Here is a 13,177-nt window from a genome sequence, read left to right as displayed (position 1 = left end):
TTGTTTAACTACAAGTTACTATAAGCGAACATTTAGCGAATACAATTCAGGGTTGTCTATAGATTTTCAGCGCCGTTGCCTTCAAAGCTTCTTCACCGTGCAAGGAAACCGCACGTACCCACTCCGAAAACTCCTCTTCGCTCAGTTGGTAACGCTCGCGCGCATCTGCCTGCGTCAAAAGGCCATAGAGCACGCCGCGCACCACCGCCAGCTTGCGCGACGCGACCCAGCGCACCGTATTTTCCGGCGGCAGGTCGGCCTGCGTCATGGTCGTGCCATCGGGCAGCGTGACGGCGCGCGGGCGGTCGACTTTTCTCAGATACATCTCATTATCCTCACCAAAACCGAGGATCAAGATGGCCGCAGCGCCCTTAACGCTGGCTGAAACGAAACGGCATAAATACCTAGGATTTTTCTAAACCAAGGGCGCATATCCGCCGCAAAGCGTTTTGCGTTTTGTCACCAGAGTCACTATGTGGACCCTAGACGCCTCAAACGGACCCTGCACAATGCCCCTCGATACCGCCCCCCGCCTGAATTCGCTCGGCTTTGCCAAGCCCGAAGCCGACACACGCGTCGTCGTCGCCATGTCGGGCGGTGTCGACAGCTCTGTCGTGGCGGCCCAGCTGGCAGAGGAGGGCTACGACGTGGTCGGCGTGACCTTGCAGCTCTACGATCACGGCGCGGCGCTGGCCAAAAAGGGCGCGTGTTGCGCCGGCCTTGATATTCATGATGCCCGGCGCGTGGCCGAAGAGATGAACTTCCCTCACTATGTCCTTGATTATGAAAACGTCTTCAAGGAAGCGGTGATTGATGAGTTTGCCGACAGCTACCTGGCTGGCGCGACGCCCGTGCCCTGCATCCGCTGTAACGAGAGGGTTAAATTCAAGGATCTGCTCGAAACGGCGCGCGATCTCGATGCCGATTGCATGGCGACGGGCCACTATATCCAGCGCAAGATGGGCCCGCACGGGGCCGAGCTTCATTCGGCCGCCGATGCGAACCGCGATCAGTCGTATTTCCTCTTCTCCACCACGCCCGAGCAGCTTGATTACCTGCGCTTTCCGCTGGGCCACCTGCCCTCCAAGGACGCGACGCGCGCGCTGGCCGCAAAATATGGGCTCAGCGTCGCCGACAAGCCGGACAGCCAAGACATCTGCTTTGTCCCGAACGGCAACTATGCCTCGGTGATCGAGAAACTGCGGCCCGGCGCGGCCGAGCCGGGCGAAATTGTCGATCATGAGGGGCGCATTCTGGGCCGGCATGACGGCGTGCTGCATTATACCGTGGGCCAGCGCCGGGGCCTCGGCATTGGCGGGCTTGAAACGCCCCTTTACGTAGTCAAACTGGATGTGGATGCCCGCCGGGTGATCGTTGGCCCCAAAGAGATGCTGAGCACCGCGATCGTGCCCGTGCGCGAAATCAACTGGCTGGGCGATGATGCCTTTGATGCGGCTCCCGAACGGCATGTGTCGGTCAAGGTCCGCTCGACCCGAGCGCCGCGCGAGGCGGTCATTCGTCCGCTCTCGCCCACCACGGCCGAGGTTGAACTTCTGACGCCGGAAGAGGGCGTATCCCCCGGGCAGGCTTGCGTTTTCTACGAAACGGGCGGCAGCCGCATCCTGGGTGGTGGCTGGATCTGGCGCGGCTACTAGGTCAGGCGCCGAGGCCGTTCAGGACGGCCCGCGCCGCGCGCAGGCCAGGCGCCTCGCCGCCGCGCCCCAAACGCTCCATGGTCAGCGCCATCGCGTCCATTTGCGCGCCGGGATCCTCAAGCATCTTGAGCACTGCCGCCGCGATTTCGGGCGGGTTGCAATGCTTGCCATTGCATTCGGGAATACTGCGTGTCTCGCTCACCAGATTGACCAATGTCAGCGTGTCGATCCGCAGCATCATCGCGATGATCTGGCGGCTGAGCCAACTCACGTCATAGGCGATGACCATGGGTGTGGCGCTGGCCGCCAGTTCCAGGGACACGGTGCCGGAGGCGGCCAGGGCGCCCGATGCAGCACCAAATGCCGCAGACTTTTCAGACTTGTAGACGTCACTCTTGATGCCAGATGGATCAAGAATGACCGGTGCCACAGGCCACTCCGCCACCACCTCGCGCAAGACAGGCGCGACATGTCCGGTGGTCGGCACGACAAGGCGCAAATCCGGATGCTCCCTCAGAACTGGCGCCAAAGCGCGCCCAAAAATTGGCCCGAGGCGCGCGACCTCGCCCCTGCGCGAGCCCGGCAGGACCAGCATCACAGGCGCATCACCCAGAGCATGACGCGCCCGGAAATCCTCGATTTCCGCTTTGCTCGCCTGCGGTTCGCCCACCACGGGATGACCGACAAAATCGCACTCCATCCCTGCGGCCTGCATGTAGGGCGGCTCGAACGGGAGAAGCGCGAGCACCTGATCGATGACCTTGGCCATCTTGGCCGCCCGGCCTGCCCGCCATGCCCAAACTGAAGGGGCGACATAATGCACGGTGCGCATATTGCTCTGCGCCTTGACCAGCGCTGCGACACGCAGCGAAAAATCGGGGCTGTCGATGGTGATTATCACGTCCGCCTCGCTGGCCAGCGCGGCCTCGGCGGTTTGGCGGATGCGGCGCTTGAGATGGCGGTATTTCGGAAGAACTTCCACGATCCCCATGACGCTCAACTCATCCATGGGAAAAAGACTCTGCAACCCTTCCGCCTCCATCAGCGGGCCGCCGACGCCGAGGAACTCCACGCCCGTCAACTGGCGCAGCCCCGCCATCAGCGCCGCGCCAAGACGATCCCCCGACGCCTCACCCGCGAGGATGAAGACCTTCATTCAAGCGCCTGTGATACAACGAATATCTCTCGATTCTCTGCGCGCTTCAGCGCCTCATCACGATCAAGGATCACCACATTTCGCTCGGCCAGAACCAGCCCTGCCAGCCCCGCATCGGCGACCGCATCCATCGTCGAGGGGCCGACAGTTGGCATGTCGATGCGCAGATCCTGACCGCGTTTGGGTGCCTTGACATAGACCCCGCGCTGCCCGCGCCGCAAAGCCGCCGGTGTTTGCGCGACAAAGGCCAAGAGTGCATCCGTCCCCTGCACCGTCTCGATCCCAAGGCATTGCCCGCCCGCGACAACGCACCCCTGCCCGATATCGAGGGGCGAAATCTCGGCCAGGATGTGCGCCGCACGCGCCGCATCGGCGCGCTCCGCCTCGCTGGGCGCGGGGCCGACCGCCAGCCCCGGCTCGACCGCGAGGCCCGGCAACAACTCATGCGCGCCCAGCACCTCAAAGCCCTGCTCTTCGAAAATATCAATGACGAATCGCAACAGCGCATCGTCCCCGCGCGGGATTGCCGCCATCAGACCCGGGGCGAGCCGCGCCATTTCGGCGTCGAATTCAGCGGGGTTCAGCGCGGGGCGCACCAACGATCCGGCAAAGACCATGCGGCATACGCCCGCCGCCTTCATCGCAGCAAAAAGCGCGCCGATTCGCTCCAGCGGAAATTCCTGCGCGGTTGCCGCGAGCTGGCTTGGAACGCCGCGCAAGGTAAAATGCAGCGCATCTGGATGCGCCTGCGCCAGCATCACGGGCAGCGCACCCCCGCAGGCGACGATTGCCAACCGGCCCGTCATGGCTCAGCCCTGCCCGGGTGTGAGAAAGGATCGATCACTCACACCGGTCACGAACTCAACGATCTGCGCCACATACTTGCTGTCGCTTTCATCGCCCATACGTCTTGCGCGCTCCTGAAATGTGCCCTCGCCCTGCGCCAGCATCTGGAACGCGGCACGCAGCGCGGTAATGTCGTCCCGGCCCACGCCGCGGCGCTTGAGCCCGACAAGGTTCAGCCCATCCAGCACGCCGCGCGGTGCCTGCACGAGGCCGTAAGGAATGACATCATTTGTCACCATCGTGACCGCCCCGATGATGGCGCCGCGTCCGATACGCACATATTGATGCACGCCCGAAAGCCCACCGATGATGACATCATCCTCCAGCACGCAATGGCCCGCGAGCGCGGCATTATTGACGATGATCACACGATTACCGACACGCACGTCATGCGCAACATGGCACCCTGCCATGAGCAGGCAGTCATCCCCTACGCTGGTCAACGCACCGCCTCCTGCCGTGCCTGTGTTGATCGTCACATGCTCGCGGATGCGGGCCCGCGCGCCGATTTCCAGTCGTGTCTTTTCGCCCTGGAACTTGAGGTCCTGCGGCACCTCGCCGATGCAGGCAAAGGAGAAGATCGTGCCGCCTGCGCCGATGACCGTCTCGCCAGTGACGACCACGTGGCTTTTCAGAACACAGCCCTCGCCCAGAACGACGTTCGGGCCGATGTGGCAAAAGGGTCCAATGGTGCAGCCCGCGCCAATCTGGGCGCCCGGTTCGATCACTGCACTGGAATGTATGTTGCTCTCACTCATGTGGCGCCGAGGTCCATCATCGCGGTGAACTCTGCCTCGCAGGCCATTTCACCCTCCACTGTTGCCACGCTGGCAAACTTCCACACCTTGCCGCCCGGCTTGCCGCGCTGCGTGGTCAGGCGCATTTCAAGCACATCACCAGGCACGACCATGCGGCGAAACTTGCATTTGTCGATCGCCATGAAATAGACGAGCATGTTCTTGTCCTGCATATCCAGCGCGGTGCCGACCATCACCGCCGCCGTCTGAGCCATGGCCTCGACGATCGTTACGCCAGGCATGATTGGCTTGGACGGGAAATGGCCCTGAAAATGCGGCTCATTCATCGTGACGTTCTTGATGCCCACGGCAGACTGATATCCATCGATGTCGCGCACCTTGTCGATCAACAAGAACGGATAGCGATGCGGGATCAGCCGTTGAATCATCTGAATGTCGGCAGTGGCGAGCGGCTGGGTCATCTATGTCCTTTCGGCGCCGGTCGGGCGCTGCATGGCGGGCTATCTTGCGCAATGCTTTAGCAATTCATCCGGCACGGAGCAAGGCAGGCAGAGCTGGGCCCGTGCAGGGCTGACACGGCACGGGCTACTACTCGGCGGCATCCTCGGCTGCGTCATCATCCGATAGGGCCGGCGCGTCTGGAATAGCAGGCGCAGACCCGTCCGGATCCAAACCGTTTTCGTCGGGCAAGGCGCCCGAGCCGTCTCCGATCTCGGCATCGATGCGCGCAATGGCGATGTCGGTAATGTCGACCACGTCCGCACGCAGCAGCACCTGCCGGTTATCCAGAATGATCTTGCCGCCCGTGTCGCGCATCAGCTGGACCAGAATGGGCTCGGCCATCCGCATCAGGGTCAAGGGAGCGATTTCACGCCCGCGTTCCAGATCTCGCGCCCTACGGTCGTTTTCGGCCCGGATCGAGCGGACACGCGCGTCGAATGCGTCAGCCTCGGCACGAAACTCGGTAGCTGTCATGGTCTTGCGCGCTTCGGTCAGCTCCTGCTCTTCGGCGCGCAGCTCTGACTCCAACTCACGGTTGTTGGCGATAAGCGCATCACGTTCCGACTGATATTGCTCGGTCAGACGCTGGCCTACTTCGGTGCCTGCAAACAGACGGTCGGGGTCCAGAACCAGAATTTCGCTCTGGACCATGCCGACGTCCTGATTTTGCGCCGCGCCGGGCGCAGGATGCAGCGCGCAGACCGCCAACAGCGCGGCCACGCGCAAAGGCAGGCCGAGGGACAGCATCAGAACGTCGAGGCGATTGACAGATCGAAGGCCTGCGTCCTGTCACCCGGCTGCTTCTCGAGCGCGTGCGAGAAGTTGAAGCGCAGAGGACCGAAAGGCGACTCCCAGATCACCGAAACCCCTACCGCATGGCGTGCATTGAAGCCGGTCGATGCGACCGGGCCAGTCGCCCCTGCCGTATCGACGTCCCAGAGCGCACCGATGTCATAGAACGCGCCCCCTGTGATGCCATATTCCTCCGGCAAGCCCAGCGGGAATTCAGCGTCGAACTTGAGCGCCGCAAAGTAGTTACCCCCCAGTTGCTCAAGCGACTCGGTCGGGCCGATGCCATTGGGCTCGAAGCCACGAATGATCTGGCCGGAGAACCGGTCAACAGCGCGGCTATCCTCGCTGCCGGTGAAGTTCAGCGCGCCGCCCTCGAGCGTGGCACGCAGTGTCAGTTCTTCATTCAACACGCGTGTCTGCGCAATCGCCCGCGCCGAAGTCTTGATGTATTCCTGATCGCCGCCGAGGCCATAGAACTCCTGTCCAAAGGACAACAGAACGCCTGCGTTGGGGTTCAGGCCGGTGCGGCGGGTATCATAGGTATATTCATACCCGACACCGCTGGCGAATTCGCTGCCGCGTGCCGTCTCGGTCGCAAGGATGCCAGAAGTACCGGTGTAATTGCTCATGTCCTTGTATGCGGCGCTATAAAGCAGCGACAGCCGACCATTTTCGCTCACCGGGAAGGTCAGGCTGGGCCGGAACGTGCCGATCGTGGTGTCGTAGAACGAGAAGTCGTCCTCAGTCTCAATGAGACTGAAATCGAGGCCAAACGCCACGTCACGCCCGAGAAATGCGGGCTCGACAAAGTTCAGCCGGTAGTTGGCCCGATCAGCGCTTGCCGCGATCTGAGCCGACAGACGCTGACCGCGCCCGAGAAAGTTACGCTCGGAAAAACCGATCGAGAAGCCGATGCCGCTGCTGGACGAGTAAGAGGCGCCGAAGGACAGTGAACCGGTGCTTTTCTCTTCAACGTCGACGTCAACGATCACTTGATCGGGTGTCGATCCTTCGCGGGCGTCGACCTCGGCGCTTTCGAAATAGTCGAGTGCGCGGATGCGTTCGGCTGCTTCGCGGATTTCGCGCGGATTGAACGGATCGCCCTCGACGGTATCGAACTGGCGCCTGATCACGCGGTCCAGCGTGGTCGTATTGCCCTCGATATCGATCCGCTCGACAAAGATGCGCGGGCCGCGCACCAGCGCGAATTCCACATCCAGCGTCAGATCCCGGTCGTTGCGGGTAATGCGCGGGTCGACCCGCATGAAGTCTATGCCCTGACGCACGCCCAGACGCTCCATACGCGCAATCGAGTTCTCGACCTGCGAGGGTGTGTAGATGTCGCCCGGCTTGATCTTGAGCACGTCCTGATATGCGGCGGAGTCCGCTTCGGACAGCTCGCTCACGGTGGTGATGCGGCCAAATCTGAATTGTTGGCCTTCTTCGATGTTGAAGGTCACGAAATAGGTATCACGCTCGCGCGCCAGCTCTGCGTTGGTGCCGGTGACACGGAAGTCGACATATCCCCGCGCCGAATAGAAATCTGCCAGCAGTTGCTTGTCGAATTCGATGCGGTCCTGAACAAAGGTGTCACGGTTGACCAGCGCGCGGAAAATGCCCGCCTGCTTGCTGTCCACGACGCGGCGCAGGCGGCGGTCGGAATAGGCCCGGTTCCCTACAAAGCTCAGGCGCTGCACCTCGATCTTGCGGCCCTCGAAAATCTCGAAGACGAGATCGACGCGGTTGTCACTGCGACGGATCACCTTGGGGCTGACACGTGCGGCGCTGCGGCCCGATTGCGCGTAGGCGTCGATGATGACGGCGGCATCACGCTCGGCCTTGGCGGGGTTATAGACCTGGCGCGACGCGCTCTCGATCTGGCTGAAAAGGTCTTCGTCCTCGATACGGGTGTTGCCCTCGAAGGCGATCTTGCTGATCGTCGGGTATTCGATCACGCTGATCTCAAGGGTGTTTCCCCGCGGATTGATCGACACTTCCTCGAAAAGCCCGCTGTTCAGGATGCGCTGGTAGGCTTCGTTCAGCTCGCCCGCCGAAACCGTCTCCCCCCGCCCGATTCCCGCATACGTCAGGATGGTGCCGGATTCGATCCGCTGATTGCCTTCGATGGCGACGTCTGTAAAGCGGTAGCTTTGCGCGCCCGCACTTGTCGGGGTCAGGAGAACTGCCAGTGCGATCAAAGCGGTGCAGGCTGCGGCGCGCATTGCCGAGCCGCGCTGACCGATCGCGACAACGATGCTTTTGGCAGGGCCCGAAAGACAGTGCAGTGCGCGCAAGAAGATCGACAATTTCATGATAACACCCAGTCCAGAACCCCAGTACGAAAGTCAGTAACGGGTAGGAGGGTGCTTGTCAAAACGCCAATGCCAAAACCCGCAGACCAGCGGCTCGGGTGGAAAAAGCGCAACACTGTGTGGCACACAGCTGCGCGCGCAGCACATACGGCACCTGACGCCCTCGATGGAACTGGACGCGTGCCATTATCCTTAGAACGAGGCGATGAACGCCCCGACATAAAGCGCCGCGACCAAGGCGCAGGGAATGAGAAAACGGTCGATGTTCAGATCGATGAAAAGGCCGAAGCCACGGTATCCAGTGATGTTCTGCATGGGAAAGCCCCCCGTTCGTTGCCATGCACCCGCCCATGGGATGCGCTGATCCAGCTTATGGCCCACTAATAAGGCACGATCCGGCACAGCATTGTGGCAAAACGGGGGCAATCTACGCCATCACGGGCACAAAATGTCGTTGAAGAGCGCGAACAGCATAAGACCCAGAATAAGCGTGAGGCCAATCGTCATCAGCACCCGCAGCGCACCATCGCTCGGCGGCTTACCCGCCACTGCCTCGTAGGCATAGAAAACCAGATGGCCGCCATCGAGCACAGGCACAGGAAACAGGTTCAAAAGGCCCACGGCGGTCGAAAGCACGGCAATGAACCAGATGAAGTCCGAGACGCCCTGACTTGCCATCGCCCCCGAGGCTTGTGCGATCCCGATGGGGCCGGACATGTTGCAGCTGCTGATCGCACCCGTAATCATATAGTAAAGCCCCGAGAGGGAATTCGCGGCCACCGCGTAGGTCTGCTCCACCCCCGCGCCAAGAGCATCGACAGGGCCCATCCGCTCGGTTCCCGGCTCGAACGACCAGCCGCCCGCTATGCCGATCCGCCACGCGGTGGCAAAACCGCCCTCGGCTTGGGGCTCATCCGTGCGGCGCGGCGTCAGCTCCAGCGAGAGGGTTTGCCCCCCCCGCCAGACATCGAGGGCAAGAGGCGCACCGTTGGACGTCTCGACAATGTTCTTGAGCTGGGTGAAGGATGAAATCGCGTCGCCATTCACGCCCGTAATCACATCCCCCACTTTCATGCCCGCGCGGTAAGCGGCCGATTGCGGGGCCAGCTGGGTCACGATGGGCGGCAGAGGATGAGGGCCTTGCGCGATTGTCTCGGTGCCATCGCGGCGCACGCGATAGTCCATCACCTGCTGGTCGGGCAGCGCGCTGGAGAACGCATCGAACGCGCCGCGGTCGTCATAGCCCGGCACATCCGCGCCCGCCACGTCCAGCACGGTATCACCCGGCCGCAGCTCGATACCCTGCGCGGGCAGCGGCTTGAGCGCGCCAATCTCAAGGGGGTCGGCCATGCGTCCCTGAAACATCAGGACACCCGCAAAGATCAGGATCGACAGGACGAAGTTGAAGATTGGCCCTGCAGCAACGGTCGCCGTGCGCGCCCAGAGGGGCGCACCGTGCATCGTCTGGCGCAGGCGCTCGGGCGGTGTTGCGGCCATCGCCGCCGAATCCTTGCCGCTGGCCGGGTCAGCATCGCCAAGAAACTTGACGTATCCGCCAAAGGGCAGCGCCGCGAGTTGCCAGCGCGTGCCGTGTTTATCCACCCGCGAGAAGATGACCGGGCCAAATCCCAGCGAGAATACCTCGGCCTTGATGCCCGACCAGCGCCCCACGATGTAGTGGCCGTATTCATGAATCGCGACGATGACGGAGAGCGCCACCACGAAGGCGGCGATGACGCCGATGAAACTGCCGAATTGCGGAATAATCGCGAAAATGTCCAAGGAATGTCCTTTTCTAACAAGCCAGTCGCCTTTTGCCCTCAGGCAGCGACAAGCCGGTCGATGTGTTGACGTGTAAAGTGGTCCCAGCGCCGGACGCTTTCAAGCGTGATCGTGTCGCAGCCTGAACCGGGTGTTTGCGTATCGCACACTTCGTCCAGGGCCTGGGCGACCAGCGCGCTCATCCGGGAAAAACCGATGCGTCCGGCGATGAAGTGATCCAGCGCGCGTTCCTTGGCCGCGTTGAAGATGACGCCCGAATGACCACCCGCCTCCATCACCTGCCGCGCCAGCCCCAGCGCGGGATAGCGCGCGGGATCGGGGTGGGCAAAGTCAAGCCGGCCAAGCGCGGCCAGATCCAGCCGCTCGACCGGCAGGGCGCGCCGGTGGGGCCAATTCAAGGCATAGCCGATGGCGTGCCGCATGTCTGGAGGACCAACATGCGCCATCAGTGCACCATCGACGAAACCGACCAGCGCATGCACAGTTGATTGCGGGTGCACCAGAACCTCGATCTGATCTGGGTGGACCCCAAAAAACTCCTTGGCCTCAATGACTTCCAGCGCCTTGTTGAACATGGAGGCCGAGTCTATCGTGATCCGCTGGCCCATCTCCCAATTGGGGTGTTCAGACGCTTCGGCCACCGTGACATGCGCCAGATCCGCGAGCGGGCGATCGCGAAATGCACCGCCCGAAGCGGTGATGACGATACGGTCGACCGCGCGCGCGTCCTCGCCCACCAGCGCCTGAAAGATCGCCGAATGTTCACTGTCGACCGGCAGGATCCGCGCGCCATGCGCGGCGGCGGTCGCCATCATCAGGGGGCCCGCGGCCACCAGCGATTCCTTGTTGGCAAGCGCCAGCGTCGTGCCCTGCCCCAAGGCGGCGAGGCCGGGCGCGAGGCCCGCGACCCCGACGATGGCCGACATGATCCAGTCGCTGGGCACCTCGGCCGCCTCGATCAGGGCCGCTTCGCCCGCTGCCGCAGAGATGCCGCTGCTGCCAAGGGCCGCGCGTAGGTCTTCGAGACGCGCCGGATCAGCGGTCACGGCCAGCTCGACCTGAAATTCCACCGCATCCTTGGCCAATTGCGCAATGTTCTGCCCGCCGGTCAACGCGGCGACCTGAAACGCGCCGGGCGCGCGCCGGATCAGGTCCAGTGTGTTCTGCCCGATCGACCCGGTGGCACCAAGGATACTGACGCGTCTCATACTATTCCCGGCAGCAGCCCAAAGAGCCACATCAGCCCCGCCAGCAGCATCGCGCCCAGCATCGCGTCAAACCGGTCCAGGACGCCGCCGTGGCCAGGAATCAGGTTCGAGCTGTCCTTGACGCCGACGCGCCGCTTGATCCAGCTCTCCCAAATGTCGCCCGCCTGCCCCGCAACCGAAAGGATTACCGACAGCACGACCAGGCTGCCCCCGATGCCGAGGATCAGGCCGAAGATGAGGCCCACGATCGCGCCCGCGACCCATCCCGCAATTGTGCCGCTCCAGGTTTTCTTGGGGCTGATCGCAGGCCAGAATTTAGGCCCGCCCAGAGAGCGGCCCGCCATGTATCCGGCCACATCCGTCGCCACGACCACGCAGACTACCCACAAAAGCCATGCCATGCCCGCATCAATGCGCAAGAGCACAGTCGCATGACACGCCAGCAGGGTCGCCGCCGCAAAGGTGCCAAAGAGAATACGCCGCGCCGCGATCTGCCACGCGCCGAAACAGGCGACGGCGATGAGGCCCGGCAGAGCGAGCCAGATGGGCACCAGCCACGCCAGCGCCAGCGCCCCTCCGGCGATCACACCCATGCCCGGCGCCCAGGCCCGACCGCCCAGCATGCGCGACAACTCCCACACCATGGCGCCACCCAGCACCCAGATGGCAACCATGAAGGGCGCGCCGCCCAGCCAGACTTCGACGAGGCCGATGACGATCATCACCGCAGCCGAGATCAGCCGGACGTTGAGATCGCCCCAGCGCTCAGAGCGGCTCATGTGCTCGTTCCTCCAAATCGGCGATCGCGCACGCCGTATGCGCCAACGATTCCGGCAAAGATGTCCTTGGTGAAATCAGGCCAGAGCGTATCGACGAATTCATATTCCGCATAGGCCGACTGCCAAAGCAGGAAGTTCGAAATCCGCGCCTCGCCCGAGGTGCGGATCACCAGATCCGGATCCGGCAGAACCCTTGTGTCCAGATACTTCGTCAGGGTCTCTTCATCGACATCCGCTGGGCTCAGCGTTCCTTTGGCGACATCCCCTGCGAGATCCTTGATCGCGCGGCTCACCTCGTCTCGGCTGCCGTAATTGAGCGCGATAGTCAGGTTGATCCGCTCATTATGCTCAGTCAAAGATTCGAGTTCGTCCATCAGCGCAATCAGCTTGGCATCGAGGCGCACCCGGTCCCCAATAAAGCGCACGCGCACGCCCTCGTCGCGCAGCGCCCGCGCCTCTTTCGAAATGTAGCGCCGGAAAAGGCTCATCAGCCCGGAAACTTCGGCCTGCGTGCGCTTCCAATTCTCGGTGGAAAACGCAAAGACCGTCAGGTACTCGACCCCCAGATCAGGGCAGGCATTGACGATCTCGCGCACCCGCTTGGCCCCTGCGTGATGGCCAAAGAGACGCGGCCGCCCGCGCGCCTGCGCCCAGCGGCCGTTGCCATCCATGATGACCGCCACGTGGCGCGGACCGCGATGGCCCTCATCGGGGTCGCGCGGCGCGGCTTCGGCGCCTTTTGCCTGCCGCTTGGTGCTCGATCGGGTGAACATCAAACCTGCATGATCTCCGCCTGCTTGGTCTCGAGCGTTTCGTCGACGCGGGCGATAAAGCGGTTGGTCAGGTCCTGCACCTCGGTCTCCCAGAACTTCTGGTCGTCCTCCGACATCCCTTCGCCCTTGGCCTTCTTGATCTGGTCCATGCCGTCGCGGCGCACGTTGCGCACGGCGACGCGGGCGTGTTCGGCGTAATTCGAGGCCACCTTGGTCAGTTCGCGGCGGCGCTCTTCATTCAGCTCGGGAATGGGCAGCATGATGATTGTGCCGTTCATCTGTGGATTGATGCCAAGGCCGCTCTCGCGGATGGCCTTTTCCACCTTGTTGACCAGCCCCTTGTCCCAGACGTTGATGGTGACCATGCGCGGCTCGGGCACGTTGACGGTGCCCACCTGATTGATCGGCGTTTGCGCGCCATAGGCGTCGACCATCACCGGCTCCAGCATCGAGGCCGAGGCCCGCCCCGTGCGTAGAGAGGCAAATTCGATCTTGAGCGAGGCGATCGCGCCTTCCATCCGCCGCTCCAGATCGGCGGTGTCGATTTCGATGTCTTCGGCCATGGTGGTCTATCCTCTTGCAGTCTGTCAGATGGCCGCGCGCGCGGCGCAGGCC

At 62.7% G+C, this 13,177-nt stretch carries 14 protein-coding genes; 1 reads left to right on the top strand and 13 read right to left on the bottom strand.

Going from position 1 to position 13,177, the window contains the following annotated elements; all coding sequences use genetic code 11:
- Positions 1–46: 46 nt before the first annotated feature.
- The gene (gene sciP / locus V8352_RS15135) at positions 47–325 is read right to left on the bottom strand and encodes a CtrA inhibitor SciP (RefSeq protein ID WP_336425133.1); all 279 of its coding nucleotides are present in this window, start codon (positions 323–325) and stop codon (positions 47–49) included.
- A gap of 184 nt (positions 326–509) precedes the next feature.
- Between sciP and mnmA the strand changes: the two genes are divergently transcribed.
- Complete coding sequence (gene mnmA / locus V8352_RS15130) at positions 510–1,655, top strand: tRNA 2-thiouridine(34) synthase MnmA (protein WP_336425132.1); 1,146 nt, start codon at positions 510–512, stop codon at positions 1,653–1,655.
- 1 nt (position 1,656) lies between these two features.
- On the opposite strand, the gene lpxB is transcribed toward mnmA, so the two are convergent.
- The 12 genes from lpxB to frr form a co-directional block, all read right to left on the bottom strand.
- Positions 1,657–2,811 (bottom strand): lipid-A-disaccharide synthase, encoded by a 1,155-nt coding sequence (gene lpxB / locus V8352_RS15125; RefSeq protein WP_336425131.1) that lies wholly within the window; start codon positions 2,809–2,811, stop codon positions 1,657–1,659.
- The gene (locus V8352_RS15120; RefSeq protein WP_336425130.1) at positions 2,808–3,617 is read right to left on the bottom strand and encodes an LpxI family protein; all 810 of its coding nucleotides are present in this window, start codon (positions 3,615–3,617) and stop codon (positions 2,808–2,810) included. The genes lpxB and V8352_RS15120 overlap by 4 nt, the downstream gene beginning before the upstream one ends.
- A gap of 3 nt (positions 3,618–3,620) precedes the next feature.
- Positions 3,621–4,415 (bottom strand): acyl-ACP--UDP-N-acetylglucosamine O-acyltransferase, encoded by a 795-nt coding sequence (lpxA, locus tag V8352_RS15115; RefSeq protein WP_336425129.1) that lies wholly within the window; start codon positions 4,413–4,415, stop codon positions 3,621–3,623.
- Complete coding sequence (fabZ, locus tag V8352_RS15110; protein ID WP_336425128.1) at positions 4,412–4,876, bottom strand: 3-hydroxyacyl-ACP dehydratase FabZ; 465 nt, start codon at positions 4,874–4,876, stop codon at positions 4,412–4,414. Before fabZ ends, lpxA begins: the two co-directional genes overlap by 4 nt.
- A gap of 127 nt (positions 4,877–5,003) precedes the next feature.
- The gene (locus V8352_RS15105; RefSeq protein WP_336425127.1) at positions 5,004–5,663 is read right to left on the bottom strand and encodes an OmpH family outer membrane protein; all 660 of its coding nucleotides are present in this window, start codon (positions 5,661–5,663) and stop codon (positions 5,004–5,006) included.
- Positions 5,663–7,930, bottom strand: a complete 2,268-nt coding sequence (gene bamA, locus V8352_RS15100) for an outer membrane protein assembly factor BamA (protein ID WP_336425164.1) — start codon at positions 7,928–7,930, stop codon at positions 5,663–5,665. The genes V8352_RS15105 and bamA overlap by 1 nt, the downstream gene beginning before the upstream one ends.
- Before the next feature lie 282 nt (positions 7,931–8,212).
- Positions 8,213–8,335: a hypothetical protein gene (locus V8352_RS15095; RefSeq protein ID WP_336425126.1), complete on the bottom strand. Its 123-nt coding sequence runs from the start codon at positions 8,333–8,335 to the stop codon at positions 8,213–8,215.
- A 120-nt stretch (positions 8,336–8,455) separates the two neighbouring features.
- On the bottom strand, positions 8,456–9,802 hold the full coding sequence (rseP, locus tag V8352_RS15090; protein WP_336425125.1) for an RIP metalloprotease RseP: 1,347 nt from the start codon (positions 9,800–9,802) through the stop codon (positions 8,456–8,458).
- Between the two features lie 38 nt (positions 9,803–9,840).
- Complete coding sequence (dxr, locus tag V8352_RS15085; RefSeq protein WP_336425124.1) at positions 9,841–11,010, bottom strand: 1-deoxy-D-xylulose-5-phosphate reductoisomerase; 1,170 nt, start codon at positions 11,008–11,010, stop codon at positions 9,841–9,843.
- Positions 11,007–11,789: a phosphatidate cytidylyltransferase gene (locus V8352_RS15080; RefSeq protein ID WP_336425123.1), complete on the bottom strand. Its 783-nt coding sequence runs from the start codon at positions 11,787–11,789 to the stop codon at positions 11,007–11,009. The genes dxr and V8352_RS15080 overlap by 4 nt, the downstream gene beginning before the upstream one ends.
- Positions 11,786–12,562 (bottom strand): polyprenyl diphosphate synthase, encoded by a 777-nt coding sequence (gene uppS, locus V8352_RS15075; RefSeq protein WP_336425122.1) that lies wholly within the window; start codon positions 12,560–12,562, stop codon positions 11,786–11,788. The genes V8352_RS15080 and uppS overlap by 4 nt, the downstream gene beginning before the upstream one ends.
- Entirely contained in the window at positions 12,562–13,125 is a 564-nt protein-coding gene (gene frr, locus V8352_RS15070) for a ribosome recycling factor (RefSeq protein ID WP_336425121.1), read from the bottom strand. Before frr ends, uppS begins: the two co-directional genes overlap by 1 nt.
- Positions 13,126–13,177: the final 52 nt, after the last annotated feature.

This window comes from Roseovarius sp. D0-M9 (genome assembly GCF_037083805.1).
GTDB lineage: Bacteria > Pseudomonadota > Alphaproteobacteria > Rhodobacterales > Rhodobacteraceae > Roseovarius.
This window is presented reverse-complemented; position numbering and strand designations above follow the sequence as displayed.

Excerpts from the sequence above, each read along its gene's own strand:
- sciP (WP_336425133.1), bottom strand. The coding sequence starts at position 325 with ATGTATCTGAGAAAAGTCGACCGCCCGCGCGCCGTCACGCTGCCCGAT.
- mnmA (WP_336425132.1), top strand. The coding sequence starts at position 510 with ATGCCCCTCGATACCGCCCCCCGCCTGAATTCGCTCGGCTTTGCCAAG.
- lpxB (WP_336425131.1), bottom strand. The coding sequence starts at position 2,811 with ATGAAGGTCTTCATCCTCGCGGGTGAGGCGTCGGGGGATCGTCTTGGC.
- V8352_RS15120 (WP_336425130.1), bottom strand. The coding sequence starts at position 3,617 with ATGACGGGCCGGTTGGCAATCGTCGCCTGCGGGGGTGCGCTGCCCGTG.
- lpxA (WP_336425129.1), bottom strand. The coding sequence starts at position 4,415 with ATGAGTGAGAGCAACATACATTCCAGTGCAGTGATCGAACCGGGCGCC.
- fabZ (WP_336425128.1), bottom strand. The coding sequence starts at position 4,876 with ATGACCCAGCCGCTCGCCACTGCCGACATTCAGATGATTCAACGGCTG.
- V8352_RS15105 (WP_336425127.1), bottom strand. The coding sequence starts at position 5,663 with ATGCTGTCCCTCGGCCTGCCTTTGCGCGTGGCCGCGCTGTTGGCGGTC.
- bamA (WP_336425164.1), bottom strand. The coding sequence starts at position 7,930 with ATGCGCGCCGCAGCCTGCACCGCTTTGATCGCACTGGCAGTTCTCCTG.
- V8352_RS15095 (WP_336425126.1), bottom strand. The coding sequence starts at position 8,335 with ATGCAGAACATCACTGGATACCGTGGCTTCGGCCTTTTCATCGATCTG.
- dxr (WP_336425124.1), bottom strand. The coding sequence starts at position 11,010 with ATGAGACGCGTCAGTATCCTTGGTGCCACCGGGTCGATCGGGCAGAAC.
- V8352_RS15080 (WP_336425123.1), bottom strand. The coding sequence starts at position 11,789 with ATGAGCCGCTCTGAGCGCTGGGGCGATCTCAACGTCCGGCTGATCTCG.
- uppS (WP_336425122.1), bottom strand. The coding sequence starts at position 12,562 with ATGTTCACCCGATCGAGCACCAAGCGGCAGGCAAAAGGCGCCGAAGCC.
- frr (WP_336425121.1), bottom strand. The coding sequence starts at position 13,125 with ATGGCCGAAGACATCGAAATCGACACCGCCGATCTGGAGCGGCGGATG.